Source organism: Paraburkholderia sp. MM6662-R1 (assembly GCF_050436245.1).
Classification (GTDB): domain Bacteria; phylum Pseudomonadota; class Gammaproteobacteria; order Burkholderiales; family Burkholderiaceae; genus Paraburkholderia; species Paraburkholderia tuberum.
The window spans coordinates 4248808-4274873 of record NZ_JBNDLV010000001.1; the positions used below are offsets into that span (position 1 = coordinate 4248808).

Annotated in this window: 18 protein-coding genes, 1 tRNA gene and 1 pseudogene; 9 read left to right on the top strand and 11 right to left on the bottom strand. The window is 64.6% G+C overall.

Features of this window, described 5'->3' with window-relative positions; all coding sequences use genetic code 11:
- The first annotated feature begins 3 nt into the window (after positions 1 to 3).
- The gene (locus OKW39_RS20140) at positions 4 to 546 is read left to right on the top strand and encodes an FKBP-type peptidyl-prolyl cis-trans isomerase (RefSeq protein WP_090800708.1); all 543 of its coding nucleotides are present in this window, start codon (positions 4 to 6) and stop codon (positions 544 to 546) included.
- On the opposite strand, the gene OKW39_RS20145 is transcribed toward OKW39_RS20140, so the two are convergent.
- The 4 genes from OKW39_RS20145 to OKW39_RS20160 form a co-directional block, all read right to left on the bottom strand.
- Complete coding sequence (locus OKW39_RS20145; RefSeq protein ID WP_429563352.1) at positions 526 to 1974, bottom strand: hypothetical protein; 1449 nt, start codon at positions 1972 to 1974, stop codon at positions 526 to 528. The genes OKW39_RS20140 and OKW39_RS20145 overlap by 21 nt on opposite strands.
- The gene (mutS, locus tag OKW39_RS20150; protein WP_429334800.1) at positions 1940 to 4627 is read right to left on the bottom strand and encodes a DNA mismatch repair protein MutS; all 2688 of its coding nucleotides are present in this window, start codon (positions 4625 to 4627) and stop codon (positions 1940 to 1942) included. The genes OKW39_RS20145 and mutS overlap by 35 nt, the downstream gene beginning before the upstream one ends.
- 208 nt (positions 4628 to 4835) lie before the next feature.
- The gene (lplT, locus tag OKW39_RS20155; protein WP_429334799.1) at positions 4836 to 6134 is read right to left on the bottom strand and encodes a lysophospholipid transporter LplT; all 1299 of its coding nucleotides are present in this window, start codon (positions 6132 to 6134) and stop codon (positions 4836 to 4838) included.
- A gap of 213 nt (positions 6135 to 6347) precedes the next feature.
- Complete coding sequence (locus OKW39_RS20160) at positions 6348 to 7151, bottom strand: inositol monophosphatase family protein (protein WP_090805360.1); 804 nt, start codon at positions 7149 to 7151, stop codon at positions 6348 to 6350.
- A gap of 410 nt (positions 7152 to 7561) precedes the next feature.
- On the opposite strand from OKW39_RS20160, the gene OKW39_RS20165 reads away from it, so the two are divergent.
- Both OKW39_RS20165 and cysE read left to right on the top strand, forming a co-directional pair.
- Positions 7562 to 8392 (top strand): RNA methyltransferase, encoded by an 831-nt coding sequence (locus OKW39_RS20165; protein ID WP_090800702.1) that lies wholly within the window; start codon positions 7562 to 7564, stop codon positions 8390 to 8392.
- Positions 8393 to 8647: 255 nt separating this feature from the next.
- Positions 8648 to 9475, top strand: coding sequence for a serine O-acetyltransferase (cysE, locus tag OKW39_RS20170; RefSeq protein WP_429563353.1), 828 nt, complete (start codon positions 8648 to 8650; stop codon positions 9473 to 9475).
- A gap of 45 nt (positions 9476 to 9520) precedes the next feature.
- Here cysE and OKW39_RS20175 read toward each other — a convergent pair whose 3' ends face one another.
- The 4 genes from OKW39_RS20175 to OKW39_RS20190 all read right to left on the bottom strand — a co-directional run bounded on the left by OKW39_RS20175 (position 9521) and on the right by OKW39_RS20190 (position 12426).
- Positions 9521 to 10318 (bottom strand): UDP-2,3-diacylglucosamine diphosphatase, encoded by a 798-nt coding sequence (locus OKW39_RS20175; RefSeq protein ID WP_090800699.1) that lies wholly within the window; start codon positions 10316 to 10318, stop codon positions 9521 to 9523.
- 63 nt (positions 10319 to 10381) lie between these two features.
- Entirely contained in the window at positions 10382 to 10876 is a 495-nt protein-coding gene (locus OKW39_RS20180) for a peptidylprolyl isomerase (RefSeq protein ID WP_090800697.1), read from the bottom strand.
- Positions 10877 to 11002: 126 nt separating this feature from the next.
- Entirely contained in the window at positions 11003 to 11584 is a 582-nt protein-coding gene (locus OKW39_RS20185; protein ID WP_429334795.1) for a peptidylprolyl isomerase, read from the bottom strand.
- Positions 11585 to 11634: 50 nt separating this feature from the next.
- Positions 11635 to 12426 carry a tetratricopeptide repeat protein gene (locus OKW39_RS20190; protein ID WP_090800695.1) on the bottom strand — a complete coding sequence of 264 codons (792 nt, stop codon included), beginning with the start codon at positions 12424 to 12426 and terminating at the stop codon, positions 11635 to 11637.
- Positions 12427 to 12676: 250 nt separating this feature from the next.
- Between OKW39_RS20190 and cysS the strand changes: the two genes are divergently transcribed.
- From cysS to OKW39_RS20220, 6 genes are all read left to right on the top strand, one after another.
- Complete coding sequence (gene cysS, locus OKW39_RS20195; RefSeq protein WP_184057267.1) at positions 12677 to 14074, top strand: cysteine--tRNA ligase; 1398 nt, start codon at positions 12677 to 12679, stop codon at positions 14072 to 14074.
- Positions 14075 to 14121: 47 nt separating this feature from the next.
- Entirely contained in the window at positions 14122 to 15216 is a 1095-nt protein-coding gene (locus OKW39_RS20200) for a DNA-3-methyladenine glycosylase family protein (RefSeq protein WP_429563354.1), read from the top strand.
- Positions 15217 to 15344: 128 nt separating this feature from the next.
- A complete protein-coding gene (locus OKW39_RS20205; protein ID WP_013089750.1) occupies positions 15345 to 16316 on the top strand; it encodes an acetyl-CoA carboxylase carboxyltransferase subunit alpha in 972 nt (323 codons plus the stop codon).
- Positions 16317 to 16369: 53 nt separating this feature from the next.
- A complete protein-coding gene (tilS, locus tag OKW39_RS20210) occupies positions 16370 to 17845 on the top strand; it encodes a tRNA lysidine(34) synthetase TilS (RefSeq protein WP_429563355.1) in 1476 nt (491 codons plus the stop codon).
- Between the two features lie 415 nt (positions 17846 to 18260).
- Complete coding sequence (locus OKW39_RS20215; RefSeq protein WP_090800687.1) at positions 18261 to 19511, top strand: aspartate kinase; 1251 nt, start codon at positions 18261 to 18263, stop codon at positions 19509 to 19511.
- An 856-nt stretch (positions 19512 to 20367) separates the two neighbouring features.
- Positions 20368 to 20461, top strand: a tRNA-Ser gene (locus OKW39_RS20220).
- Between the two features lie 275 nt (positions 20462 to 20736).
- On the opposite strand, the gene OKW39_RS20225 is transcribed toward OKW39_RS20220, so the two are convergent.
- The 3 genes and pseudogenes from OKW39_RS20225 to OKW39_RS20235 form a co-directional block, all read right to left on the bottom strand.
- A complete protein-coding gene (locus OKW39_RS20225; RefSeq protein WP_429563356.1) occupies positions 20737 to 21921 on the bottom strand; it encodes a porin in 1185 nt (394 codons plus the stop codon).
- A 61-nt stretch (positions 21922 to 21982) separates the two neighbouring features.
- A complete protein-coding gene (locus OKW39_RS20230; protein ID WP_429563357.1) occupies positions 21983 to 24418 on the bottom strand; it encodes a TIM-barrel domain-containing protein in 2436 nt (811 codons plus the stop codon).
- A 19-nt stretch (positions 24419 to 24437) separates the two neighbouring features.
- Positions 24438 to 25725: pseudogene (locus OKW39_RS20235) on the bottom strand (MFS transporter).
- Positions 25726 to 26066: the final 341 nt, after the last annotated feature.

Consider the following 26066-nt stretch of genomic DNA (forward strand, 5'->3'; position numbering starts at 1 on the left):
CGAATGAAAATCGCAAAGAACACCGTCGTGTCGGTCGCCTACAAGCTGTCGGATGCGCAGGGCAATCTGATCGAGGAAAGCGAAGAGCCGATGGTCTATCTTCACGGCGGCTATGATGGCACGTTCCCCAAGATCGAGGAAGAGCTCGACGGCCACGAGGCCGGCTTCGAGACCCAGATCCAGCTCGAGCCGCAAGACGCGTTCGGCGAATACGATCCCGAGCTTGTGAAGATCGAGCCGCGCGATCGCTTCCCGGAACCGCTCGAAGTCGGCATGCAGTTCGAAGGCACCCCCGAAGATGGCGACGAGGAAATCGATGCGCTGGTGTACGTGGTGACCGACGTCGCGGAAGACAAGGTCGTGCTCGACGGCAATCATCCGCTCGCCGGCATGGCGCTGCGTTTCGCGTTGACCGTCAAAGACGTGCGTCCGGCAACTGAAGACGAAATCCAGCACGAGCACGCGCATGGCGCGGACGGCCTCGAAGTTCTCGACGACGATGAAGACGAGGACGAAGAAGACAGCTCAAAACCGACCCTGCACTGAGCTTGCGGGCATGCGCGGTGTCGTCGCGGGGGCAGACGGCACCGATGCGGGCAACGCAGGCGAGGCTGGCAGTATCGACCCCGGCGGCATCGAGATAGCGGGCCCATAGTCGCCGCCGCCCTGGTCGGACGGGATGCGCGGCTGCTGCTCCTGCGACTCTCCAGGCGTCTGCAATACGGGCGGCAATTCCGACGCCGGCCCGAAACCTTCCACATTCGGCATCTCCGGCGCAACCGGCATCGACGCGCCGGATTCGTCGCGCGGCGATGCGGGCGGCAAGACCGGCGGCGTGGTGGGCAGCGGCATCTGCTTCGGCACGTCGCGCACGCTGACTCTGAACGGTGGCTTGCTGCCGAAATCCGCTTCTATCTGAATCCATTGGTTGAGACGATCATGCGGTGCGAGCGCAATGCGCGTGAGGTTCGTCACGACCGTCCCCTTGTCGTTGCGTAGCGGCTGATCGATGACGAAACCGCCGGCCGGCCGGTCCTCGTCTGCATGAATGACGACCACGGGTCCGGGGAAAATCTGCGCGAGCTTGACCAGACTGCGCTTGAATTCCAGAAAGCCGTCGCGGCGCGAGCTATGTGCGAAGTGCAGCCAGGCGAACCGTTCGGGTCGCTCGTAGCGCTCCGGGTCGAAGTCGCCTTGAATGAACACGACGATCGCGCGCGCGTCGCGGCGCTTCGCGTATTCGGCCGCGTGCTCGAGCCAGAATGCGTTGGCGATCACGCGATCTTCGAACTCGCCGTTGCGGCCGCCCGCGCTCAGGTAGTGGTTGTTCGGACCCGGCGCGTTCAGGCCGATGAAGACGATGTCGCCGGCGTTGGTGTTCGCTTTGTCGTTCGTTTTTTCGTTGACCACCCAGCGCACGTTTTCACGGAACGGGCGGAAGCGCGACACCTCGCTCTCGCGCGTCAACGCGATCGGGTTCTGCCCCATCGACGTTGGATCGGCGAACAGCGTTTGCCGCAACTGGTCGAGCCGCTCGACCGGATCGAAGCCGCCGGCTTCCGCCGTGCCGCAATCGACCCAGTCATGCTGGCCGGGGATAAAGAAGAGGGCAGTGCGCGAGCTGTCGAGCAGCGCGTGGCGGCGCTCGAACAGCGCGTCGCGGCAAACTTCCTTTGGCCCCTTCAGATTGCCGTCGTAGACGATGAAGCGCACGTCGCGCTCGCGGCCGATCGCCTCGAGCAGCCGTTGCGTGGCGGCTTCGTCGGCGGGGCTGTGCATCGTGCCGGAAATCACCGCGAACGCGAAGCGCGAGGCCTCAGCGTGCGCCGGCGCGGTCCATGCGCACACTGCCACGAGCACGACGATGCCGCCTGCCGGTGCGAGCACGTGGCGCAGCGCCGCGCGAAGCCCGCGCGGGCGCGGCGGATGTCCCGGCGTGTCAGTGGTCCGCATCCGGCGCGACGGCCAGTTCATGCAGTTCGTACAGCAGATCGAGCGCTTCGCGCGGCCGCAGATCGTTCGGATCGATGCCGCGCAGACGCTCGACGAGTGTCTGCATCGCGGGCGACGCGGGCGTTGCGTCGCTCGCCGTCTCGTGGTCGTCGTCCGTGTCTTCGGCGAGCATGGCAGGCTGCGTCGCGAACAGATCGAGTTGCGGCGCGGGCTGCGCGGCCGATTGCTGCTCCAGATGCGCGAGATGCTTGCGTGCCGCGCGGATCACCGCGTTCGGCACGCCGGCGAGTTGCGCGACCTGCAGACCGTAGCTCTGATTGGCGGGCCCTTCGTTGACCGCGTGCAGGAACACGATGCCGTGCCCGTGCTCGACTGCCGACAGATGCACGTTGGCCGCGTGCGGAAACTCCGCGGGTAGTTGCGTCAGCTCGAAATAGTGCGTCGCGAACAGCGTGTAGCAGCCGTTGTGGGCGAGCAGGTGGCGCGCGATCGCCCACGCGAGCGCGAGGCCGTCGAACGTCGACGTGCCGCGGCCGATCTCGTCCATCAGCACGAGGCTTTGCGGTGTCGCGTCGTTGAGGATCGCGGCGGCTTCGGTCATCTCCACCATGAAGGTCGAGCGGCCGCCGGCGAGGTCGTCGGCCGCGCCGATGCGCGTGAAGATGCGGTCGATCGGTCCGAAGGCCGCGCGCCGCGCTGGTACATAGCTGCCCACGTAAGCGAGCAGCGCGATCAGCGCGGTCTGGCGCATGAAAGTCGACTTACCGCCCATGTTGGGACCGGTGATCAACAGCAGCTTGCGCTCGGTCGCGAGTGAGCAATCGTTGGCGATGAACTGCTCGACTTGCGCCTCGACCACCGGATGACGACCCTGCTCGATGTCGATACCCGCGTTCGCCGAGAACGTCGGCGCAACCCAGTCGAGCGCGCGAGCGCGTTCGCCGAGCGCGGCCAGCAGATCGAGTTCGGCGAGCGCGAGCGCAACGCGCTGACAGTCGGGAATGAACGGCAGCAACGATTGCAGCAACGCGTCGTACAGTGCGCGTTCGCGCGCGAGCGCGCGTTCCTGCGCGGACAGCGCTTTGTCCTCGAAGGTCTTCAGCTCGGGCGTGATATAGCGCTCGGCATTCTTCAGCGTTTGCCGACGGCGATAGTCGTCCGGCACCTTGTCGGTCTGGCCGCGCGTGACTTCGATATAGAAGCCGTGCACCTTGTTGTACTCGACGCGCAGATTGCTGATGCCGGTGCGCGCGCGTTCGCGTGTTTCGAGATCGATCAGGAACTGTCCGCAGTTCTCCGAAATATCGCGCAGTTCGTCGAGCTCGGCGTCATAACCACGCGCGATGACGCCGCCGTCGCGCACCATCGCGGCCGGCTCTTGCGCGACCGCGAGCTTCAGCAAATCGGCGCACGCGTGCGGCGGTTCGAGCGCCGCGTCGATGCGCGCGAGCGAATCCGCGTTCGAGGCCATCGCTGCGAGCTGCGCGCGCAATGCAGGTAGCGCGATGAAGGTATCGCGCAGGCTCGACAGATCGCGCGGCCGCGCCGACAGCAGCGCGAGACGTCCGGTGATCCGTTCGATGTCCGAAATCTGCCGCAATGCGCTGCGCAATGTATCGAGATCGGCGCCCGGCGGCGCGTCGAGCAACGCGCCGATCGCCTGCTGACGTGCCTGCGCCACCGCCGAATCGCGCGGCGGATGATGCAGCCAGTGCCGCAGCAGGCGGCTGCCCATCGTCGTGCAGCAGGTGTCGAGCAGCGAGCACAGCGTCGGCGATTCGGTGCCGCGCAGTGTCTCCGTGAGTTCGAGGTTGCGGCGCGTGGCGGGATCGAGGCCGATGTATTCGGATTCGTATTCGACCTTCAGGCTGCGCACATGGCGCAGTTGCTGGCCCTGCGTGGACGCCGCATACAGCAGCAACGCGCCGGCCGCCCCGCACGCGCAACCGAGCGAATGCGCGCCGAAGCCGTCGAGGCTCGCGACTTCGAGCTGGTCGCACAGGCGCTTCGTGCCCGAGGTGATATCGAAGTGCCAGGCCGGTACACGCTTGAGCGCGCTGGCGTTGACAGGCGGTGTCCAGCTGGTCGAATCGGCGGTGGCGTCGGCGACCAGAATTTCCGCGGGACGGATGCGCTCCAGCGCGGCGGCGACCTGATCGGGCGCGACTTCGGCGAGGCGCAGCGCGCCGCTCGCGAGATTGAGCCATGCGAGACCGACGCTCGTGGCGACACCGCGGCGATTGTGCGCGACGCCCAGCGCGAGCAGATAGACGTCGCTCTTGTCGGACAGCAGCGCGGCGTCGGTCAGCGTGCCAGGCGTAACCACGCGCATGACCTTGCGCTCGACCGGGCCTTTCGAGGTGGCCGGGTCGCCGATCTGTTCGCAGATCGCGACCGATTCGCCGAGCTTCACGAGCTTGGCCAGATACTGTTCGACAGCGTGATGCGGCACGCCGGCCATCTTGATCGGATTGCCCGCCGACGCGCCGCGCTGCGTGAGCGTCAGGTCGAGCAGGCGCGCGGCTTTTTCCGCGTCGTCGAAAAAGAGTTCGTAGAAGTCGCCCATCCGGTAGAACACCAGCGTGCCCGGATGCTCCGCCTTGATGCGCAGGTACTGCTGCATCATCGGCGTGTGTTGTGCGACGTCGTTGGCCGCTGCGGTTTGAATACCCATCCTTCGTGTCTTCTTGCGGTAGATGCTCAGGGCGTGAGTTTAACCCGCCGGCGCGGCGAGCGGACCCTGGCCGAACGGACGATGCCCAACACAAGAGCTGAATGTCAGCATGACCGATTCGATCAAAGCGGGGGGTGCGCGCCGTCGCGGCGGGTTACGGCCGTCGAGCCGAGCCTCGCGCTGTCATTGCTGGAGCACCGTGATGCATTCATTCCTCGATCATCGCCCGCATGTCCACCCTGCGTTCGTTCGCCGCGCTGCGGCGTTTCGCGAGCCACATCAGCAGCGTGATGAAGGTGCCGAACACGACGATGATCCACTGCGCGGGCATCTTCGCCGTGAGCAGCAGCGCGTACACGCCGAGCATCAGCAGCACCGCGAGGTTCTGGTTGAAATTCTGCACGGCGATCGAGTGACCGGCCGACAGCAGCGTCGCGCCGCGATGCTGCAGGATCGCATTCATCGGCACGATGAAAAAGCCCGACAACGCACCGAGCACGATCATCAGCGGATAGGCCAGCAGAATGTAGTAGGGCGCGACGTGCGTGCCGAAGCGCAGGCCCGCGCCCGCCGGGAACAGGTCCTTGTTGTAAAAGGCCATCGCGATCGCCACCGCGCCCGTCAGCACGCCGACCGGCAACACCTTCAGCGAGTGGCGCAATGGAATCAGCGCGGCCGCGCCCGCCGCGCCGATCGCGATGCCGAAGCCGGTCACGCCTTGCATCACCGCCGCCTTCGACAACGACAGCCCGAGGTTCACGTTCGCCCATTTGAACACCAGCAGCTGCATCGTCACGGCGGCGCCCCACATCAGCGTGGTCACCCACAGCGCGATCTGCGCGAGCTTGTCGGCCCACAGCACCCGGAAGCAGTGATGGAAATCGCCGACCAGCTTATTCGGCTCGGTCAGCCGGTTCGGATAGCGCGCGCCAGTGTCCGGAATGAAGATGTTGATCGCGGCGGCGATCGCGTAGGTGAGCATGACCGCGCCCATCGCGAGATCGGCGGCCGAGCGGATCAGCGGCATATGCGCACGCGTGACGAAATGCTCGAAGACGGTGCTGATCAGCGCACCGCCGAGCATCGTGCCGGCGATCGTCGACAGCACCGTCGCCGATTCGAGCCACGCGTTCGCCTGCACGAGCTTTTCGGCGGGCAGCAGCTCGGTGAGGATGCCGTACTTGGCGGGCGAATACGCGGCTGCGCCGAAGCCGACCACGCCGTAGGCGATCATCGGATGAACGCCCAGAATCATCATCAGGCAGCCGCTCGCTTTCAGCGCGTTGGAGATGAACATCACGTGACGCTTCTGCATCGAATCGGCGAACGCGCCGACGAACGGCGCGAGCAGCACGTACGAGATCGTGAAAAAAATCTGCAGCAGCGGCGTAACCCACGCGGCCGAGCGCATCACGGAAAGCAGGGCGATGGCGGCGATCAACAGCGCATTGTCGGCCAGCGACGAAATGAACTGTGCCGCGATGATCGTATGGAAGCCTTTTTTCATGGGGCAGATTGGAGGCTGCGCCCGGGGCGAAAGTCGGGCAGGGTCAAAGCGGCATGGAGCAGGGAACGGTCCCGGCCGAGTACCGCCCCGAATGACTTCCCGCTTTTTAGCACGACGCTCCGGACACTGGAGCGCCGCCAACAGAAAAGCGGCCGAAGCCGCTTTTCTCTGCAACCGTTATGCGTTGCCGCGGACTGGCCGCGGCGGCGCACCTTACGCCGACTGCTGACGCGTGCGGCTGTAGCGCGACAGGATCGGAATCATCTGCGCGTAGACCTTCGGGTTGCCCGCGACGACTTCGCCGACGTGCAGGAACTCCGAATCACCGGTGTAGTTGCCGACCAGGCCGCCGGCTTCGGTGATCAGCAGGCTGCCCGCCGCGACGTCCCACGCGTTCAGGCCCTGCTCGAAGAAGCCGTCCATGTGGCCGGCCGCGACGTTGGCCAGATCGAGCGCGGCGGCGCCCGGACGGCGCAGGCCGGCGCAGGCTTCGGTCATCTCGGCGAACTGACGGCCGTACGATTCGAGGCTGTCCTGCGCGCGGAACGGAAAGCCGGTGCCGATCAGGCAGTCGGCCAGGCGGTCACGCTTGGCGACGCGGATGCGGCGATCGTTGAGAAACGCGCCACGGCCGCGCGATGCGGTGAACAGATCGTTGCGGGTCGGATCGTAGACGACGGCCTGCGTGACGACGCCCTTGTGCGCGAGCGCGATCGACACGCAGTAGTAAGGGAAGCCGTGGATGAAGTTGGTGGTGCCGTCGAGCGGATCGATGATCCACTGGTATTCGGAATCGTGGTCCGACTTGCCCGACTCTTCGGCGAGGATGGCGTGATCGGGATAAGCGGTCTTCAGCGTTTCGATGATCGCCGCTTCGGACGCTTTGTCGACCTCCGTGACGAAATCGTTGTGCTGCTTTTTGCTGACCTGAATCAGGTCGAGATCGAGCGATGCGCGGTTGATGATCTGAGCTGCGCGGCGCGCGGCCTTCACAGCGATATTGAGCATGGGATGCATAAACTGATCCTTGTGCCGGGGCAGCACGGCTGCCGGCCGGTAAATAAGCGCGAAACTGCGCTGACGGGCGCTGCAACGACGCAAAAACAGCACGGAACGGGCAGACCGGCTATCAAACCGGAGAGCATTCCGTCGACGGAGACGAATTGAATAAGAACGGTGCGACCGGTTCGACGCAAGCTTCAGCAAACGTCGGCGCCGGACGCGAAAAGCGGTATTTTACCTGAGTCCGGGCGCCCTCGCGCAGGTGCTCGCTCACGTGCGGCTGATGTACCGCACAGGCGCCCGCCGGTGCCGGTCCGATGCTGCGCCCTCGTCCGCGCGCGTGGCTCGCGCGCGCGCCTGATTCGGCATAAGTGCCCGTTGGCGCTACCATACGCGTCTTGAGTCCTAGCCAGCCGAGTTTCATCGTGGATCACACCCATCATTCCTCCGACCCCGCCGTGGCCGATTTGCGCGGCGGCTTCACGTCGACGCGTTTCGTGCTGGTCGAGCCCAGCCATCCGGGCAATGTCGGCGCCGCGGCGCGCGCGCTGAAAACCATGGGCTTTTCGCGGCTCGTGCTCGTGTCGCCGCGCGTGCCGAACGTGCAGAACGACCCCGAAGCGATCGCGATGGCGAGCGGCGCCGATGACGTACTCGCCTCCGTGCACGTGGTGCCGTCGCTCGCCGATGCACTGACTGGCGTGCACTGGTCGATTGCGCTGACCGCGCGGCTGCGCGAATACGGTCCGCCGCAATGGACGCCGCGTGCGGCTGCTGCCGCCGCGCACGCAGAGGCGATGCACGGCGAGATCGCGCTGGTGTTCGGCAACGAGCGCACGGGCTTGTCGAACGAGGATGTCGAGCGATGCAGCGCGATCGCGCATATTCCGGCCAATCCGGCCTATAGCTCGCTCAATCTCGCGCAGGCGGTGCAGGTGCTCGCCTACGAGCTACGCACCGCGTACCTCGGCGCCGACGAAGCGAGCGACGGCGCACCCACCGCGGGAGCACACGCGGCGCCGGCCGAATCCGCCGCTCCACGCGCGCAGATGGCGGCCAGCGACGAGATCGAGAGCATGTTCGCGCATCTGGAAAGCGCACTGGTCGCGCTCGAGTTTCTCGATCCGGCCAATCCGAAGAAGCTGATGTCACGGCTGCGGCGGCTCTTCGCGCGCTCGGGCCTCGAGCGCGAGGAGGTCAACATCGTGCGCGGCATCGCCAAGCACATCCTGCTCAAGACCAGGCGGACCGGCTGACGGTCCGTTGACCAGCCCGTGACGGCGCACCTGATGCGCCGCCTTCGTCTGACGACAACCTTGCAGGTGACGGGGACTTCCGGCAGGTTTCGCGCAATCGCCCTACAATCCACGAAACGTTAGAAGCAAAGCCGCCGCCGTGCTAAGCGGCAGCGATGCCGTTAGCTATGGCGCGAAACGCAGAGTCCCGCGCATGCGCAAACCGCGCGGATTCGCTCACGCAGACGGTTTTCCCCCAACAATACAGTCCCTGCCATGTTCACGAGACTTCGCGAAGATATCGCCACCATCCGCGAGCGCGATCCCGCCGCCCGCAGCGCATGGGAAGTGCTCACGTGTTATCCGGGGCTGCACGCGCTCGTGCTGCATCGGATCGCTCACGCGTGCTGGTGCGCGAAGCGCCGCTGGCTCGCGCGTTTCGTGTCCCAGATGGCGCGCTTCATGACCGGCATCGAGATTCATCCGGGCGCGAGCGTCGGGCGGCGCGTGTTCATCGATCACGGCATGGGCGTCGTGATCGGCGAGACCGCGCAGATCGGCGACGACTGCACGATCTACCAGGGTGTGACGCTCGGTGGCACGTCGCTCACGCGCGGCGCGAAGCGGCATCCGACGCTCGAGCGTGGTGTGATCGTCGGTGCGGGCGCGAAGGTGCTCGGCGGCTTCACCGTCGGCGCGGACGCGAAGATCGGATCGAACGCGGTCGTGACGAAGCCGGTGCCCGCGCGTGGCACGGCGCTCGGCAATCCGGCGCGGATCATCGTGCCGGCCGCGGCGGCTGCGAACGGTGCGAACCCGAATGCGAACAACGCCGCGCGTGACGCGAAGCGCGGCAGCGAAATCAGCGCGTTTTGCGCATACGGCATCACGCCCAACGCCGACGATCCGGTTTCGCTCGCGATTCACGGTCTGATCGACCATGCGGCTACTCAGGCGCGACGTATCGATGAAATCGTCGATGCGCTCGAGCGGCTCGGCACGAGCCTCGAAGGTCTGCAAGGCGCGGATGCGGCGTTGCTCGATTTGCGGCGGCTATCGGCGGCGATCGCGGGGAAGATGGAGGGGCTGGCGGGGGAGCGCTAGGTATCGGCGCCTCGCCAGCGCGAAGCGCACGCCGTACCCACGAGGTCAATCCAGCGGCAGCGCTCGAATCCCGTCGGCATCGATCTTCAGATAGCCGCCCCGGCGCTCGCCGTGATCGAGATCCCAGTCGGGCAGAACCCAGCGCGTGCCGCCCGGCTCGCGATGCCGCGCGGGCAGATGGGTATGCCCATGAATGATCGTCGCGGTCTTCGATTTCCTGAACAGCGCGGCGACACCTTGCGGGGTCACGTCATACTTGATCGGCATCGGCCGCGTGCGGCCATGCTCGCTCTTCGAGCGCATGTTCTCGGCGAGCTTGCGACGCCAACGAAACGGCCACGCGAGAAACAGAATCTGCGCGAGTCGATTGCGCGCGAAACACCTGAACAACTGATAGCCGCGATCCGCGGTGCACAGACCATCGCCATGGGCGAGCGCAATGCGCGTTCCGAACGCGGTAATCACGAACGGATCGGGCAGCCAGATCGCGCCGGCCGCTTTCATGAAGCGCTTGCCCAGCAGGAAGTCGCGGTTGCCGTGCATGATGTAAAGCGCGATGCCGCGCTCGGACAGCGTGTGCAGCAGCGCCGCAATATGGGCGACGAACGGCTCGCTCAGCATGTCGTCGCCGACCCAGTACTCGAACAGGTCGCCGAGGATGAACACCGAGTCGGCCGCTTCCGCGCTCACGCGGATGAAATGCTCGAACGCGGCGACCGTGCGCGGAATCGCCTCGCTCAGATGCAGATCGGAGAGGAAGAAAAAAGGGCGCGCGGCGTGCGGGCGTTGGCCCTCGCCTGGCACGCCCGCGGCGACGCTTCGCAGCGGCGTCTCTTGCAGCATTGAAGGTGCCTGATTTCAGTTCAAAGGAGTCGACGCCCGCATGAGGCGCGACTCACTCACGGTTTAGCCGACGACGACAGCTTTTTCGATCACGACATCATCGACCGGCACGTCCTGATGGAAGCCCTTCGAACCGGTCTTGACCTTCTTGATCTTCTCGACCACGTCCATGCCTTCGACGACCTTGCCGAACACCGCATAGCCCCAGCCTTGCGGCGTCGGCGACGAGTGGTTCAGGAAGTCGTTGTCGTTCACGTTGATGAAGAATTGCGCGGTCGCCGAATGAGGGTCGTTGGTACGCGCCATCGCGATCGAGCCGTTCTCGTTCTTCAGACCGTTGTTCGCCTCGTTGGTGATCGGCTCGGCCGTCGGCTTCTGCTTCATGCCGGGTTCGAAGCCGCCGCCCTGGATCATGAAGCCGTCGATCACGCGGTGAAACACCGTGTTGTCGTAGTGGCCGGCCTTCACGTAGTTCAGGAAGTTCTCGACCGACTTCGGCGCCTTTTCGGCATTCAGCTCGAGTTTGATGAGGCCGTGGTTCGTATGCAGTTCAACCATGATGGAATCCTTTGATGAACAGGTGGATAAAAGGCGCGGCGCGTCGTCATGTGCTGACGACCGGCCGCGCCGGGGCGTTGGTTGGGGCCGGGCTTCGGCCGCGCGGGTTCGCTTGCCCGTTCGTTTTTACTTGCTCACCACCGTCGCCGACTGGATCACGATCGGCTTCTGCGGCACATCGCTCATCGGGCCGCGCGTGGTGGTGGGCGCGGCTTCGATGCGTTTCACGACGTCCATGCCGCTCGTGACCTTGCCGAATACCGCGTAGCCGTTGCCGTCCGGATTCGGGTAGTCGAGATTGGCATTGTCCACCGTGTTGATGAAGAACTGCGCGGTGGCCGAATTCGGGTCGCTGGTGCGCGCCATCGCGATCGTGCCAGCGGTGTTCTTCAGACCGGTGCGGCTCTCGAGCGGAATCGGCGCGCGCGTCGGCTTCTCGACGAAGCTCTGCGTATAGCCGCCGCCCTGGATCATGAAGCCCGGAATCACGCGATGGAAGATCGTGCCGCTATATTGGCCGGCTTTCACGTAGTCGAGGAAATTGGCGACCGTCTTTGGCGCTTTCTCGGGATACAGCTCGACGCGGATGTCACCCTCCGACGTCTTCAGCAGCACGGAAGGATGAGCGGCCTGCGAACCGGACTGCGCAAAGGCGGGTGCGTTTGCGATCAGGGCGGCGCTGCCGAGCGCCAACATCAACCATTTCATGAAAGTCCTCGGGGTTGGAGAAAACTTGCGGCAGGCAACGAGCCCGGCGCTCAGCGCGACGGCGCCATGTACGGCGGCATGGCGAGCGAGCCATTCGGGCCGCCGAACTGGAAGCTCGGGCTGTCCGTGATGTTCGACGTGGGGTGCGCGGCGGGCACGGTCGTCTGCTCGGCGGCTGGCTGTGACGCCGCGGTAGCGGGTGTTGCCGGCGACACGACCTTCTGGATATCCGCGAGACGCTGCGCGGTCCTCGGGCTCGCCTTGCCGAGGCTCTCCGCGCGACGGTACGCGGCATCGGCGAGGCGCAGATAGAGGTCACCGAGGTTCTCGAACGCGAGGCCGTAGTTCGGATTGACCTGGGTGGCCATCTCGAGCGCCGCGCGCGCTTCGGTCAGACGGCCTTGTCTCGCGAAGAGTGTGGCGAGGTTGTTGTACGGCTCGGGCAACTCGGGATACAGCTGCGTGAGTTCGGTGAACGCCGTGATCGCTTCGTCGTCGCGATTCAAATGCACGAGCACGTTTGCGCGTTTGAACTTCGCTTGTGCGTCGTGCGGATTCGCGGCGACGCGCGCATCGAGTTGGGTCAGCGCGGCTTGCCAGTTTTTCTGCGCGATCAACGCGTCGATTTCCGGCGTATTGTCACGCACGGCGGGGCCTTGCGGCATCACCGCGGTCTTCTGCGCATAAGCGCTCGCGACCGGCACCGCGGCAAGTGCGGCAACGACGGTGACGCGCCACGCGAGGGCACGCGCCGCTTCGAAAGTAACGCCACCGACAACGTTGCCAAACGCAGTCGCGGCGAGGGTCGCAGCGCTGTGCGCGCGGCCGCTGGAGTGTTTCATAGGCTCAGGTCTGGATGTTATACTCCGAGCCATTCTAACAAAAGGTCTGCGCGTTCCGTCGAACCGCCGACTGTCTTTTCGCCACTCGTGGCCGTCTCCGCCCGGTTCGCAGCCTCGTCTGCAGCCTGATCGCCGCACGAGGTGCGCCGGTTTCAGCTGTATGCGATGCACCCGTTATCCTGTTCGTTTCGCGGGTCGCGGCGCGCATGAAGCACAATGCGGACTTCTTTCGGCCCACGCACCGCTCTCTATGGAATCTCTGCGCATTTACAACACGCTCGCGCGTGACAAACAGACTTTCGTGCCGCTGCGCGAAGGTGTCGTGCGGATGTACGTCTGCGGGATGACCGTGTACGACTATTGTCACGTCGGTCATGCGCGGGTGATGGTCGTGTTCGACATCGTGCAGCGCTGGTTGCGTGCGCTTGGCTACAACGTGACTTACGTGCGCAACATTACCGATATCGACGACAAGATCATCAAGCGCGCAGTCGAGAACGGTGAAACCATCAAATCGCTGACCGATCGCTTCATCGCCGCGCTGCATGAAGACGCGGACGCGCTCGGCATCGAGCGTCCGGACATCGAGCCGCGCGCGACCGACTTCATTCCGCAGATGCTCGGCATGATCGAGACGCTCGAGAAAAACGGCTACGCCTACCAGGCGAGCGACGGCGACGTCAACTACGCGGTACGCAAATTCGCAGGCTACGGCAAGCTGTCGGGCAAGTCGCTCGAAGACCTGCGCGCGGGCGAACGCGTCGCGGCCAACGACGCGAAACAGGACCCGCTCGACTTCGTGCTGTGGAAGCAGGCGAAGCCCGAGGAACCGGCCGACAGCGGCTGGGATTCGAAGTACGGGCGCGGTCGTCCCGGCTGGCACATCGAGTGCTCGGCGATGGGCTGCACGCTGCTGGGTGAACAGTTCGACATTCACGGTGGCGGCCAGGATCTGCAGTTTCCGCACCACGAAAACGAGATCGCGCAAAGTGAGGCCGCGACCGGACAAACATTCGTCAATTACTGGATGCACAACGGCTACGTACAGATCGACAATGAGAAGATGTCGAAGTCGTTGAACAATTTTTTTACGATTCGCGAAGTGCTCGCGCAGTACGATGCAGAGGTGGTGCGTTTCTTCATCGCGCGCGCGCATTACCGCTCGCCGTTGAACTACAGCGACGTACATATCGACGACGCGCGCAATGCACTCGCGCGTTTGTACACGGCGTTGAAAGACGTGACGCCCGATAGCGCCGTGCTCGACTGGAACGAAGCGCACGCGCAGCGTTTCCAGGCGGCAATGAACGACGACTTCAACACGCCGGTGGCCGTGTCGGTGCTGTTCGAGCTGGCCACCGAAGTGAACCGCACGCGCGACCCCGCGCTGGCCCGTCAATTGCGCGCGCTTGGCGCGGTGCTCGGGCTGCTCGGACGCGAACCGCGTGCATACCTGCAGCAGGCAGCGGGTGCTGCAGCCGAAGGCGCGCTCGAGCCCGTCGCGATCGAAGCGAAGATCGCCGCGCGCATCGCCGCCAAGCAGGCAAAGGACTATGCGGCAGCAGACCGGATCCGGGCCGAATTGCTCGATGCCGGCGTTGCCCTTGAAGACAAACCCGGCGGGTTGACCGAGTGGCGGCGCGTGTGAGCGCACCTCGTACTTCCCTCTGAACGACTCGCCAGGCAGGAGGCAGGATGGCAACGGCCACGAAGACGCCGGCTAAACGCGCGGCGTCTCAAACCAGTGCGGCAGCCGCAGCGTCGGCTGCCGCAGCTCAGTCGACTCGTGCGGGCGGCGGCGCGGTAGACAAAGTGCCCTCGAAAGCGGGCGGGGCGGCGGCGAAAGCCGACTCGGCCGCGGCAAAGAAGAGCGCGGCCAAACGCTCGCTCAATGGCGCGGGCACTGAAGCTGCGCACGCGCCTGCGAAACGCGCGAAAACGGCGTCGCGTGCGAAGGGCAACGGTGCGTTGCCGGCCAAACTCGCGGCCGAGCTCGCCGGCGACGTGGAGGAACTCGCGCGTGACAAGAACGCGGGCGAAGTCGTGCGCAAGACGCGCGTATCGGCCACCTCGGCGAGCACGGCCAGCGCGGGCGGCGAAGCGGCCGGTGTCGCATCGCTCGCGAACGAAGTCGCGGTGCCGGTGCAGATCGGCGGTCTCGCGCCTGAGGTCACGCGTCCCGCGTATTGGGACAAGGCGTGCGCGGATCTCGTCAAGCGCGATCGCATTTTGAAGAAGCTGATTCCGAAGTTCGGCCCCGTGCATTTGCTGAGTCGTGGCGATCCTTTCGTCACGCTTGCGCGCTCGGTGGTCGGCCAGCAGATCTCGGTCGCGTCGGCGCAGGCCGTGTGGGCGAGGGTCGAAGTCGCGTGTCCGAAGCTCGTGCCGCAGCAGTTCATCAAGCTCGGTCTCGAGAAGCTGACCGCGTGCGGTTTGTCGAAACGCAAGGCCGAGTACGTGCTCGATCTCGCGAGGCATTTCGTGTCGGGCGCGTTGCACGTCGGCAAGTGGACGTCGATGGACGACGAGGCGGTGATCGCCGAACTCACGCAGATTCGCGGCATCGGCCGCTGGACCGCGGAGATGTTCCTGATTTTCAACCTGTCGCGTCCCGACGTGCTACCGCTCGACGACCTCGGCCTGATCCGCGCGATCAGCGTCAACTATTTCAGCGGCGAACCCGTCACGCGCAGCGAAGCGCGCGAGGTTGCCGCGAACTGGGAGCCGTGGCGCACGGTGGCGACCTGGTACATGTGGCGTAGTCTCGATCCGTTACCGGTCGACTACTAAAGAAGAACAGGAAACGAAGCCGTTTCAGAGACTATCGCGTATATGATATCGATAGTTGAGAAATGGTTTTGACATCGGCGCACGCGGTTAGAATACGCGCTGCCCGGTAAGTCCAAGGATTACAACCAATGAAGACCACGTTTCTGGATTTCGAACAGCCGATCGCTGAACTCGAAGCGAAGATCGAAGAATTGCGCTTCGTGCAGGACGACTCGGCCGTCGATATTTCGGAAGAGATCGAGCGGCTGTCCAAGAAGAGCCAGCAGCTCACCAAAGATCTGTATGCGAACCTCACACCGTGGCAGGTTTCGCAAATCGCCCGTCATCCGCAGCGTCCGTACACGTTCGACTACGTGAGCGAGCTGTTTACCGATTTCCATGAACTGCATGGCGACCGCAGCTTCGCGGACGATCTGTCGATCGTCGGCGGTCTCGCGCGATTCAACGGCCAGGCGTGCATGGTGATCGGTCATCAGAAGGGCCGCGACACCAAGGAGCGCGCGCTGCGCAACTTCGGCATGCCGCGTCCGGAAGGCTATCGCAAGGCCGAGCGGCTGATGCGCCTCGCCGAGAAGTTCGGCCTGCCGATCTTCACGTTCATCGACACGCCGGGCGCGTACCCGGGCATCGGCGCGGAAGAGCGGGGCCAGTCCGAAGCGATCGGCCGCAATCTGTACGTGATGGCCGAGCTGAAGACGCCGCTGATCGCGACGATCATCGGCGAGGGCGGCTCGGGCGGCGCACTCGCTATCGCGGTGGGCGACAGCGTGCTGATGTTGCAGTTCTCGACCTACTCGGTGATCTCGCCGGAAGGCTGCGCATCGATCCTGTGGAAAAGCGCCGCCAAGGCACCGGAAGCAGCGGAGGCGCTCGGCCTGACCGCGCATCGTCTGAAGGCGCTCGGTCTGATCGACAAGATCGTCAACGAGCCGCTCGGCGGCGCGCATCGCGATCCGAAGGGCATGGCGGCGATGCTGCGCCGTGCGCTCGCCGATTCGCTGCGCCAGTTCCAGGGTATGAGCACCAACGACCTGCGCGAACGCCGTTTCGAACGGCTGATGGCGTACGGCAAATTCAAGGAAACGACGCCGGGCGCATAAGCCCGCGCGTTGGCCTGTCTCTTTCGTCCACCGGCGCTTTCCGCGCTAACGACGTGACCACCACCGCCGACTCATCCGCCGAGCGCCTCGTGATCGAGGCGCTCGGCGCCGCGCTGTCCGGGCTCGATTCGAACGCGCGCATTGCGGTCGCATTCAGCGGCGGCGTCGATTCGAGCGTGCTCCTCGATGCGGCGGTGCGCGTCGCGGGTGCGTCACGCTGTATCGCGCTGCACGTGCATCATGGTTTGAGTCCACATGCCGATACGTGGCTCGCGCACTGCGAGGCTTTCGCGCGCGAACGTGGCGTCGAATTCGACGCGCGACGCGTGGATGTTTCGCGCGCGCCGGGCCTGAGCATCGAGGGCGCGGCACGCGACGCGCGTTATCGCGCGCTCGAAGCGATGTGCGCAACGCACGGCATTGGCACGCTATGGCTCGCGCAGCATGCGGACGATCAGGCCGAGACCGTGCTGCTGCAACTGCTGCGCGGCGCGGGGCTCGCGGGTCTCGCGGCGATGGCGCCCGGCTCGCTGCCGACAGGTGCGTCGACGACACGTGTGCGGCCGCTTTTGCATCTGCTGCGCGCGCAGCTCGAACACTATGCGAGCGCGCGCAAGCTGCGCTGGATCGACGACGAATCGAACGCGGACACGCGTTATGCGCGCAACGCCTTGCGTCATCAGGTGATGCCGGTGCTCGCGGTGCACTTCCCGGGCTTTCGCGATGCGCTCGCGCGCACGGCCGCGCATTCGGCATCGGCGCAGCGATTGCTCGACACGCTCGCGCGCGCCGACATGGAAAGCGCGTCGCGCGATGAAGGACGCGCCCTCGCGCACGACGTGCTGCTCGCTCTCGACGACGATCGCGCGCTGAATCTGCTGCGCTACTGGATGCGTACGCTCGGCTTCGTCGCGGCATCGAGCGCGCGTGTCGCGGATGCACTGCGGCAGTTGCGCGAAGTGGCAGCGGGGCAGGACGGACATCGGCTCCGCATCGATCATGCGGGGCATGCGTTGCGCAGCTATCGCGGCCTCGTCTACTGGGAAGCCGGCGATAGCAGCGAACCCGCCGACGAAACCGCGCTCGTCGAGCGCGAGATCAGTGAACTCGCGTGGCAAGGGCAAGAGATCTGGCATTTGCCGCAATGGCGCGGCACGTTCGTGTTCGCGATGGTGGATGCAGCCGCTGCTTCCGACATAGCCGACGCAACGCACGCAGCGCCACGTAACGAAGCATGCGACATGGTTCCCGTCAGCGTCCTGCAACGAGCCTCTCTAAGCGTGCGGGCGCGCCGCGGCGGAGAACGCATGCGCGTCGGTGTGCCGAACACGCCGAGCCGCACGCTGAAGAACCTGTTTCAGGAGCGCGGCATTCCCGCATGGAAGCGCGACGTGCCATTGCTTTACGTTGGCGATGAACTGCTGTTCGTGCCGCTGATCGGCGTGAATCGCGGGACTGTGCGCGACGCATCTCCGGAGCGCGAAGCGTGCGTGAAAATCGTCTGGCGCGAGGATCTGCTGATCGCCTGAGCGCCGGTCGGACAGTCGCGCAAGCGGTGCGTGCAGATGTCGAAAGCGTGAAACAGGGCGCAAATCAACGATAAAACAGGCCATTGCAGGCCTGATTCGACGCATTTGAGCGCTCGTTGCGTCTTGTCTTTTTGCGCCTAATCAGGTACTTTAACTTGTTTGCCCGACCCGATTTCGCCGTCGCTTTTGTCGCTATCGGTCGTTAGTGCCGGCAGGCGTGCGTGATCCGTCGTCGCCGTTCAATTCCGATCAGCCATTTGCGATTTCATCCCGGGCAAATCCGCGCGTGCTGCACGCGTGCTGCATCTACGCCGCCACACACTTTGCCGCCGTTCACGAGACGTTGCGCCCCTGTGCTTTCTGTGCGGTCGTCTCCAGCGCGCCAGCGCGGTTTCTCTTCCAGTTCAGAACGACAATGGCACTCATCGTACATAAATACGGCGGCACCTCGATGGGCTCGGTCGAGCGCATCAAGAACGTCGCCAGGCGCGTCGCGAAATGGCACAAGGCCGGCCATCAGATGGTCGTCGTGCCGTCGGCAATGTCCGGCGAAACCAATCGCCTGCTTGGCCTCGCGAAAGAAATCACGACTCAACCGAGCCCGCGTGAACTCGACATGATCGCCGCCACCGGCGAGCAGGTCAGCTCGGGTCTGCTCGCGATCGCGCTGCAGGAAGCCGGCGTCGAAGCGGTCAGCTACGCAGGCTGGCAGGTGCCGGTCAAGACCGATAGCGCGTTTACGAAAGCGCGCATCAGCGACATCGACGGCGAGCGCGTCATGCAAGACCTCGCAGCCGGCAAGGTGGTCGTGATCACCGGCTTCCAGGGCATTGACCCGGACGGCCACATCACGACGCTCGGCCGCGGCGGCTCGGACACGTCGGCAGTCGCGGTCGCGGCCGCGCTGAAGGCCGACGAGTGCCTGATCTACACGGACGTCGACGGTGTGTACACCACGGACCCGCGCGTCGTTGAAGAAGCGCGCCGGCTCGACCGCGTGACGTTCGAAGAAATGCTGGAAATGGCCAGCCTGGGTTCGAAGGTGCTGCAGATCCGCTCGGTGGAATTCGCCGGCAAATATCAGGTGAAAACGCGCGTGCTGTCGAGCCTGACCGATCCGCTGATGCCACTCGACGAAGAAATGAAGTCGGGCACCCTGATTACTTTTGAAGAAGACGAGACCATGGAAAAAGCAGTCATCTCGGGTATCGCGTTCCAGCGCGACGAAGCTCGTATCGCCGTGATGGGCGTGCCCGACAAGCCGGGCATCGCGTATCAGATTCTCGGCCCGGTGGCGGACGCGAATATCGATGTCGACATGATCATCCAGAACCAGAGCGTCGAGGGCAAGACGGCATTCACGTTCACGGTCGGCCGCGGCGACTATGCGCGTGCAATGGAAATCCTCACCGGCACGGTGAAGGCGCACGTCCAGGCCGAGCAGGTGCTGGGCGACCCGAAGGTGTCGAAGGTGTCGGTGGTCGGCGTCGGGATGCGCTCGCACGTCGGCATCGCCAGCAAGATGTTCCGCACGCTGTCGGAAGAGGGCATCAACATTCAGATGATCTCGACCTCGGAGATCAAGATTTCGGTGTTGATCGACGAAAAGTACATGGAGCTCGCGGTACGCGCGCTGCATAAGGCCTTCGAACTCGATCAGGCATAAGTGGCGGGAAAAACGGGGCGCTCTAGAGCGTCCCGTTTGTTTTGGTGCGCCAGGCATGGCGCGTAGCGCCGTGACTGGCGCTGTCCGACCCGCTGTGGTGGCGAGCCGGATGACTTGGGGGTGAAAGTCCTCTGCACACCCGGCAAGGGGAAGTGCTAGCTGAACGGCAAGGGTGTCCGTCGTAAGGCGGAATCTGAAGGAAGCCGCAGGCAAAATGCTGGCCTGACGAACAGGAAGCGGATATCAGGCGGTGTGGCGGGGTGAGCAGTCCAAGATCTGTAAAGCCCAATACTTGCACGGAACGCCACGACGTAGATCCGACAGGCATAAGCAGGAAGGTCGCGCGCATTACCCTGGGAGCCCCGTCAGTCTGCCTTGTGCTACTGGCATCGCAAGGTGCCGGGATGGGCTGGCGGGAGTCAGCAGAGGCCATAGTAGCGGCTCGGAACCGGAGCAGTGAAGGGCCGAACCTGACGAGAGTGGATAGTCACGCGTGCTCTCTGAGCGTTTGGGCACAAGTCTCGGCACAGCCGGGAGCCTGCGATCAAACTTGACGGCCGGAAGCCTGAGAGAGGTTGGGGTGTCCATTGAACGACAGGCGACACGACGAACGAAACGAAGCTCGCTGGAGCAATCCAGTCGTCAGGAAACGCCGGATACGTGATCCGTACGTCCGGTGTTGTGGGAGGACGGCGGGGGCAACCCCGCCTCCTACCCGATTGGCGTTCATGTGAATGAATTGCGTGATGAGACGCCACGTTGGCACAAATAATGTTCGTCAGACATTGACCTTATCGGCCCGGCCCGCTATGATCTTGGCTTCGTCGCACTGACTCCCTGTGCGACAGAAAGTTTGGGAGACGTGGCCGAGAGGTCGAAGGCACTCCCCTGCTAAGGGAGCATCTGGGCCAAAACCTGGATCGAGGGTTCGAATCCCTCCGTCTCCGCCAGCAATGGTGGCGAAACCCCGCAGAGTCTAGGCTCTGCGGGGTTTTTGTTTTTGCGCGGCTTGATTTTGATCTCGCTCGCTACTTCAGCGATGTCAGCGGCATTCCCAGCCCTCCAGCGTGTGACCACGTCCTACGTGAATAGGCAGGTCTGCTGATCAATGCATGGCGCCGTTAGCCCGCCACGCTGGTCCGCAGAAAACCGCGCCAGATCCAGCGCGGCAGGCAAGGAGTCCGCATGACTGATCCCGTCGTGCCGCTGACCGAGACCGCCTCGCTTAGAACGCGTGCCGCAACCCCACCATGCCGACGAACTGAGACGGACCCGATGACGGCGTCGTGTTCTGCGAGTCGCCGACCACCGCGACCGCGTCGGCGATGGTCACACCGCTGCCCGACGAGATCAGTGACTTGCCGCCTGCATGCTGATAGGCCTCGAGCGCGTACAGCGTGGTGCGCGTCGACAGGTTGTAGGTCTGTTCGAGCGAGATCTGATGATAGTGCGCCGGATCGCTGATGCCGTTCGCCTTGCTTGCCTGGGTGAAGCTATAGCCGCCGCCGACCGTCACGCTCGGCGTGATCCGGTACGTCGCGATCGCACCGTACGTGTTGAACACGGCCTTGTCGAAGAACAGCGAGCCGTGGCCCGGCGCGTACTGCACATTCGAGTAGTTGAGGCCCACCATCAGATCGTGCCACGTATAGCGACCCGCCGCGGCGAACAGTTGCGCGCTGCGCGCGCTCGCGTAACCGTTGTTGACCGGCGAGTTGATCGCGAAGCTGCCGAGCGCCGCGCTCGTCGAAATGTCCTTCAGCTTCACGTAGCCGGCTGCGAGCGACACGGGCTGGAAGTCATAACGCAGCGCCGCGCTGAACAGGCTGCCGTTCGCGACGCTGCCGGGCACGCCGCCGAGACCATACTGCGCGCTTGCCTGCAGGCCCCCGATCGTCGGCGATAGGTAGGTTACCGAATTATTGAAGCGCAGCGTCGTGTCGAGGGCGTCGAGATCGCCGGGGTGCGCGCCGGTCGCGCCGGTCAGCACGCCGGTCGGTCCGAGCGCGCCGACCATCTGGAAGTAGGGTGTGTACTGGCGGCCGAGCGTCACCGTGCCGTAGCGGTCGTTCGCGAGGCCGACATAGGCCTGGCGATTGAACAGGTAGCCCGCGGTGCTTTGCGCGCCAGTCAGCGAATTGAAGCCGCTCTCGAGCCGGAAGATCGCCTTCGTGCCGCCGCCGAGATCTTCCGAGCCGAGGAAGCCGAACTTGCTCGCCTGCAGGTTGCCCTGGCTCATGTAGAAATTCGAATGCCCCTTCTGGTTGCTGGCATAGGCGAACGCATTGTCGACGACGCCATACAGCGTGACGCTGCTTTGCGCCGATGCGCTGATGGACAACGCGGTGCCCGCAAACGGCAGGCAGCAGAGGACGAACGCGCGGGTGCGCGCGCGCTGGTTTATTTTCATGGTTGGGATGTCTCCAGACTGATGGGTCGGCCTGATCCCTCAGGCCGGTGCGGTGTGTTGTTCAGTGCGGCACCGAAATCGTCAGGCAGCGCCAGCCGTGCGCGGTGTGATCGGTGACGAGCGTGCCGTTAGCGCAGACGACCGCGCGTGTTTCGCGCATCGGCACGAACACGCGCACTTGCGGCTGCACGCGCGGCATCCATTGCGAACGCTCGAGCGTCACCCGCAAAGTGTTTGCGTCGCCCGTCAGCGTGACGTTCCAGCGGCCTTGCTCGCCGTTGCGCCAGGCTTCGGTCTCGCCGTCGTCCTCGATCGAGCCGCCTTGCGCGGTGCCCGCGTCGGCAGACGGCACCGCGAGGAATGCGCGTTCGTCGGCAGGGCGGCCAAAATGCTGCTCGGCGATGTTGAGCGGAATCACGCTGCCTTCACGCAGCAGGAACACCGGCCGCTCGAACGGCGCGGGCAACGTGACGGTCTGGCCGCCGTCGAACGTTTCGCCGCTCCAGTACGACACCCAGCGCGAACCGGCCGGTAGATACACGGCGCGCGTGCTCCGGCCCGGATCGACCACTGGCGCGACCAGCATCGACGAGCCGAGCATCATGTCGTCGCCATCGACGAGGCAGCGCGGATCGTGCGGAAACTCCGCGAACAGCGGCCGCAGCACCGGCTCGTACGCGCTATGCGATTGCCACAGCAGCTCGTAGAGATAAGGGATCAGGCGATAGCGCAGCTTGATCAGGTCTGCCACGTGCCGCGTGACTTCGGGATGCATCCACGGCTCGTTGACGGTGCCGTCGTCGTTCCACGAGTGAATCGAAAAGCGCGGCAGGAAGATGCCGAACGCGACCCAGCGCGCGAACAGCTCCGGCTCCGGCGCCGGACCCGAGAAGCCGCCGATGTCGTGACCGCTATTCGACACGCCCGACATCGCGAGCCCGAGACCCATCTTCAGATTGAAGCGCAGCGTTTCCCACGACGTGTAGTTGTCGCCCGACCACGTCTGCACGTAGCGATGCATGCCGACGCCGCCCGAGCGCGACACGAGGAACGGGCGCCTGTCAGGCGCGTGCTCGCGCTGCGCGTCGTGCGACGCGCGCATCATCAGCTGCGTCTGCAGCACCTTCGCCTGGTATGCCGGATAGGGCTTGCCGAAGCCGCGCGCGATCGCCTGCGGCGACCAGATCTCGAACTCGTTGTTGTCGTTCCAGGTGGCCGCGATGCCGTATTTGAGCAGTGCGTCCTTCACGCGAGCTTTCCACCAGTCGATCGTCGCGGGATTCGTGAAGTCGAGGTACGCGCCGACTTCGTCCCAGAACTGCACCCATGCGGGATCGCCATCGGGCGCTTCGATCAACAGGCCGGCGTGGGCGACGTCGTCGAACGCTGGGTGGTCTTGCAGCAGACACGGCTTGATGTTCGCGCACAGACGCACGCCGTGATCGAGATAGCTCCGCACGAAGCCGTCGATGTCCGGAAACTTGTCGTGATTCCAGTTGAACACGTAGCGCTTCGGCCCGATCGACGTATAGCCCGACGACAGATGGAACGAATCGCACAGCACGTCGTGTTCGCGGCAACGCTCGATGAATTTGCCCATCTGCTGTTGCGCGTCCGGCGCGTCGGTATAGCTCATCGTCGAGCCCGAGTAGCCGAGGCCCCACTTCGGCATCCACGCGGGACGTCCGGTGAGCCACGTGAAGCGGCGCACCGCGTCGAGCGGCGAGCCGGGCGATGCGATGAAGTAGTAGTCGAGATCGCCATGCTCGGCGATGAAGTGCCGAGAGTGGCCGTGATAGTTGTCGAGCTCGCGGCCCATGTCGAAGCGGCAATCGGCGAGCGTGTCGTAGAACAGGCCGAAGCCCGTCGTCGTCTGCGGCTGCCACGTCACGTAGAACGGGATGTGCTTGTACAGCGGGTCCGTGGTGCGCGCGCTGTAGCCCATCGCGTCGATGTTGCGCATCTCGTAGCTTTGCCGCGCGCGATCGAGCGAGCCGGCACGCTCGCCGAGGCCCACGTACATTTCGTCGCGGCGCCGCTCGACGTAGTGATAGACGCGCGAGTCCCACCAGCCGAAGTTGTAGGCCTGGGTCTTGCGATCGCTCATCACGCGATGCCATGTGCCTTCGTGCAGGATGTCCCAGGCGCAGGCGCCGCCTTCGAGCGCCACGCTCACGCGCACGCGCGCCGTTTCGATCTCGATGTGACCGGCTGCTTCGTTCACCGTGAACGGCGGCGGCGTGAAGCCGCTCAGGTCGCGGCGCTCGCGGCCTTCGAGCGGCACGTCGTCGATCCCGGGCGCGATCGCCCATGTGCGCGGGCCGCGCGTTTCGCCGTCCGGCAGCACGAGCACGCGGATGATGTCCTCGGCGAGCACGAACAGCTCGATGCGGCAATTCGGCTGCGCGCTTAGCACGACCGGGTTGGCCGCCGGGTCGCCAGCGTGGGGGACGAGCGCGAAGCGCGGCGGATGTTTGAGATTGATCTGTGAACGCATGATGAGTCTTCCAGGAAGGTCAGGCAGCCGTGTTGACGCTCAGTTCGGCGCGGCGCGCGCGGCCGTGGCGCGGCACACCGCGCATCAGGATGATCAGCAGCGTCGCGCCGATGATGTCGAATGCGCCGAGCGCACCGAACAGCGGCGTGTAGCCGATCGAATCGGCAAGCGCGCCGACCGTCAGGGAGAAGCCGAGGCCGCCGATCCACGCGGCCATGCCCGCGAAGCCGGCGACGGTGCCGACTTCGCCCGGATCGAATACGTCGGCGGCGAGCGTGTTGACGAGCGCCGAGATCATCTGGTGCGCGAAGCCGCCGACGCAGAAGAGGGCGATGGCCTGGTAGGGCGACGCGACGAGACCGATCGATGCCGGCCCGATCATCATCAGCGCGCCGAGCACGACGCCCGAGATGCGCGACCAGATCAGCGGCACGCGAAAATGCTTCATCAGGAATGGCGACAGATAGCCGCCGAACAGACCGCCCAGGTCCGCGGCGAGAAACGGCAGCCACGCGAACATCGCGATCTGCTTCAGATCCATATGACGCTGCGTGGCGAGATACAGCGGAATCCAGAAGCTGAACGTCTGCCACGCGGGCTCGGCGAAAAAGCGCGCTTGCGCGATCGCCCAGAAGCGGCGCGTGCGCAGCACTTCACGCACGCTCGCGCGGCGCGCGGCGGGCGGTGCCTGGCCTTCGACGATCGCGGCGCGCTCGGCATCGCTCACGCGCTTGTGCTCGGCGGGCGAGCGGTACAGCACGAACCATGCGGCGGCCCACACGAAGCCGAGCGCGCCGGTCACCGCGAACGCGCTCTGCCAGCCGTAGCGCAGCGACAGGAAAACGACGAGCGGCGGCGCGAGCAGCGAGCCGAGCGAGGTGCCCGCATTGAAGTAGCCGACCGCGACGGATTTCTCGCGATCGGGGAAACCATTCGGCGACGACCTTCATGCCGGCCGGAATCGCGACCGCTTCGGACAGGCCCATGAAACCGCGCAGCGCCGCGAGCGAAAACCAGCTGCCCGCGAAACCGTGGAACACGCCGGTCAGCGACCACAGGCACGCGAACAGCGCGAAACCGAGGCGCAGGCCGATCAGATCGATGATCAGGCCGCAGACGGGCTGCATCACCGTATAGCCGACCTGGAACGCGCCGACCACGTACGAGTACTGCCGCGTGTTCATGTGCAGCAGTTTCATCAGCTCGGGCGCCATCACCCCGAGCGCGTTGCGCGACAGATAGTTGACGATCGTCCCAACGCACACGAGGGCGATGATCCACCAGCGCAATCCCTTGATCGTTTTCAAAATCAGTCTCCGTGGCGCATTGAGCGGTTGCTTCCGACGCAGTGCTCGAGTATGCGCGAATTCGAACATTTATTGGTTTTCAATGGCAGTCATCCTACCACTTGGAAACGACCTGGATATCGGGGGAAACCATAGGCGTTGCGACGTGTTTCCTTGATTTTTCTCGATAATTTAATATTTTTTTGCCTCGTCTCCGAGCGGTGATCGGATGACTGTGGTGAGAAATATAGAACAGATATGTTCTTTCGAACTTTAAAATGTTCGTTTTCGGGATGTCAGCCAGGCCGCGAGCCGGCGCCCGCGCGGAGGGTGCTTTTTCACCGCCGTCTGGCGTGTGTAAC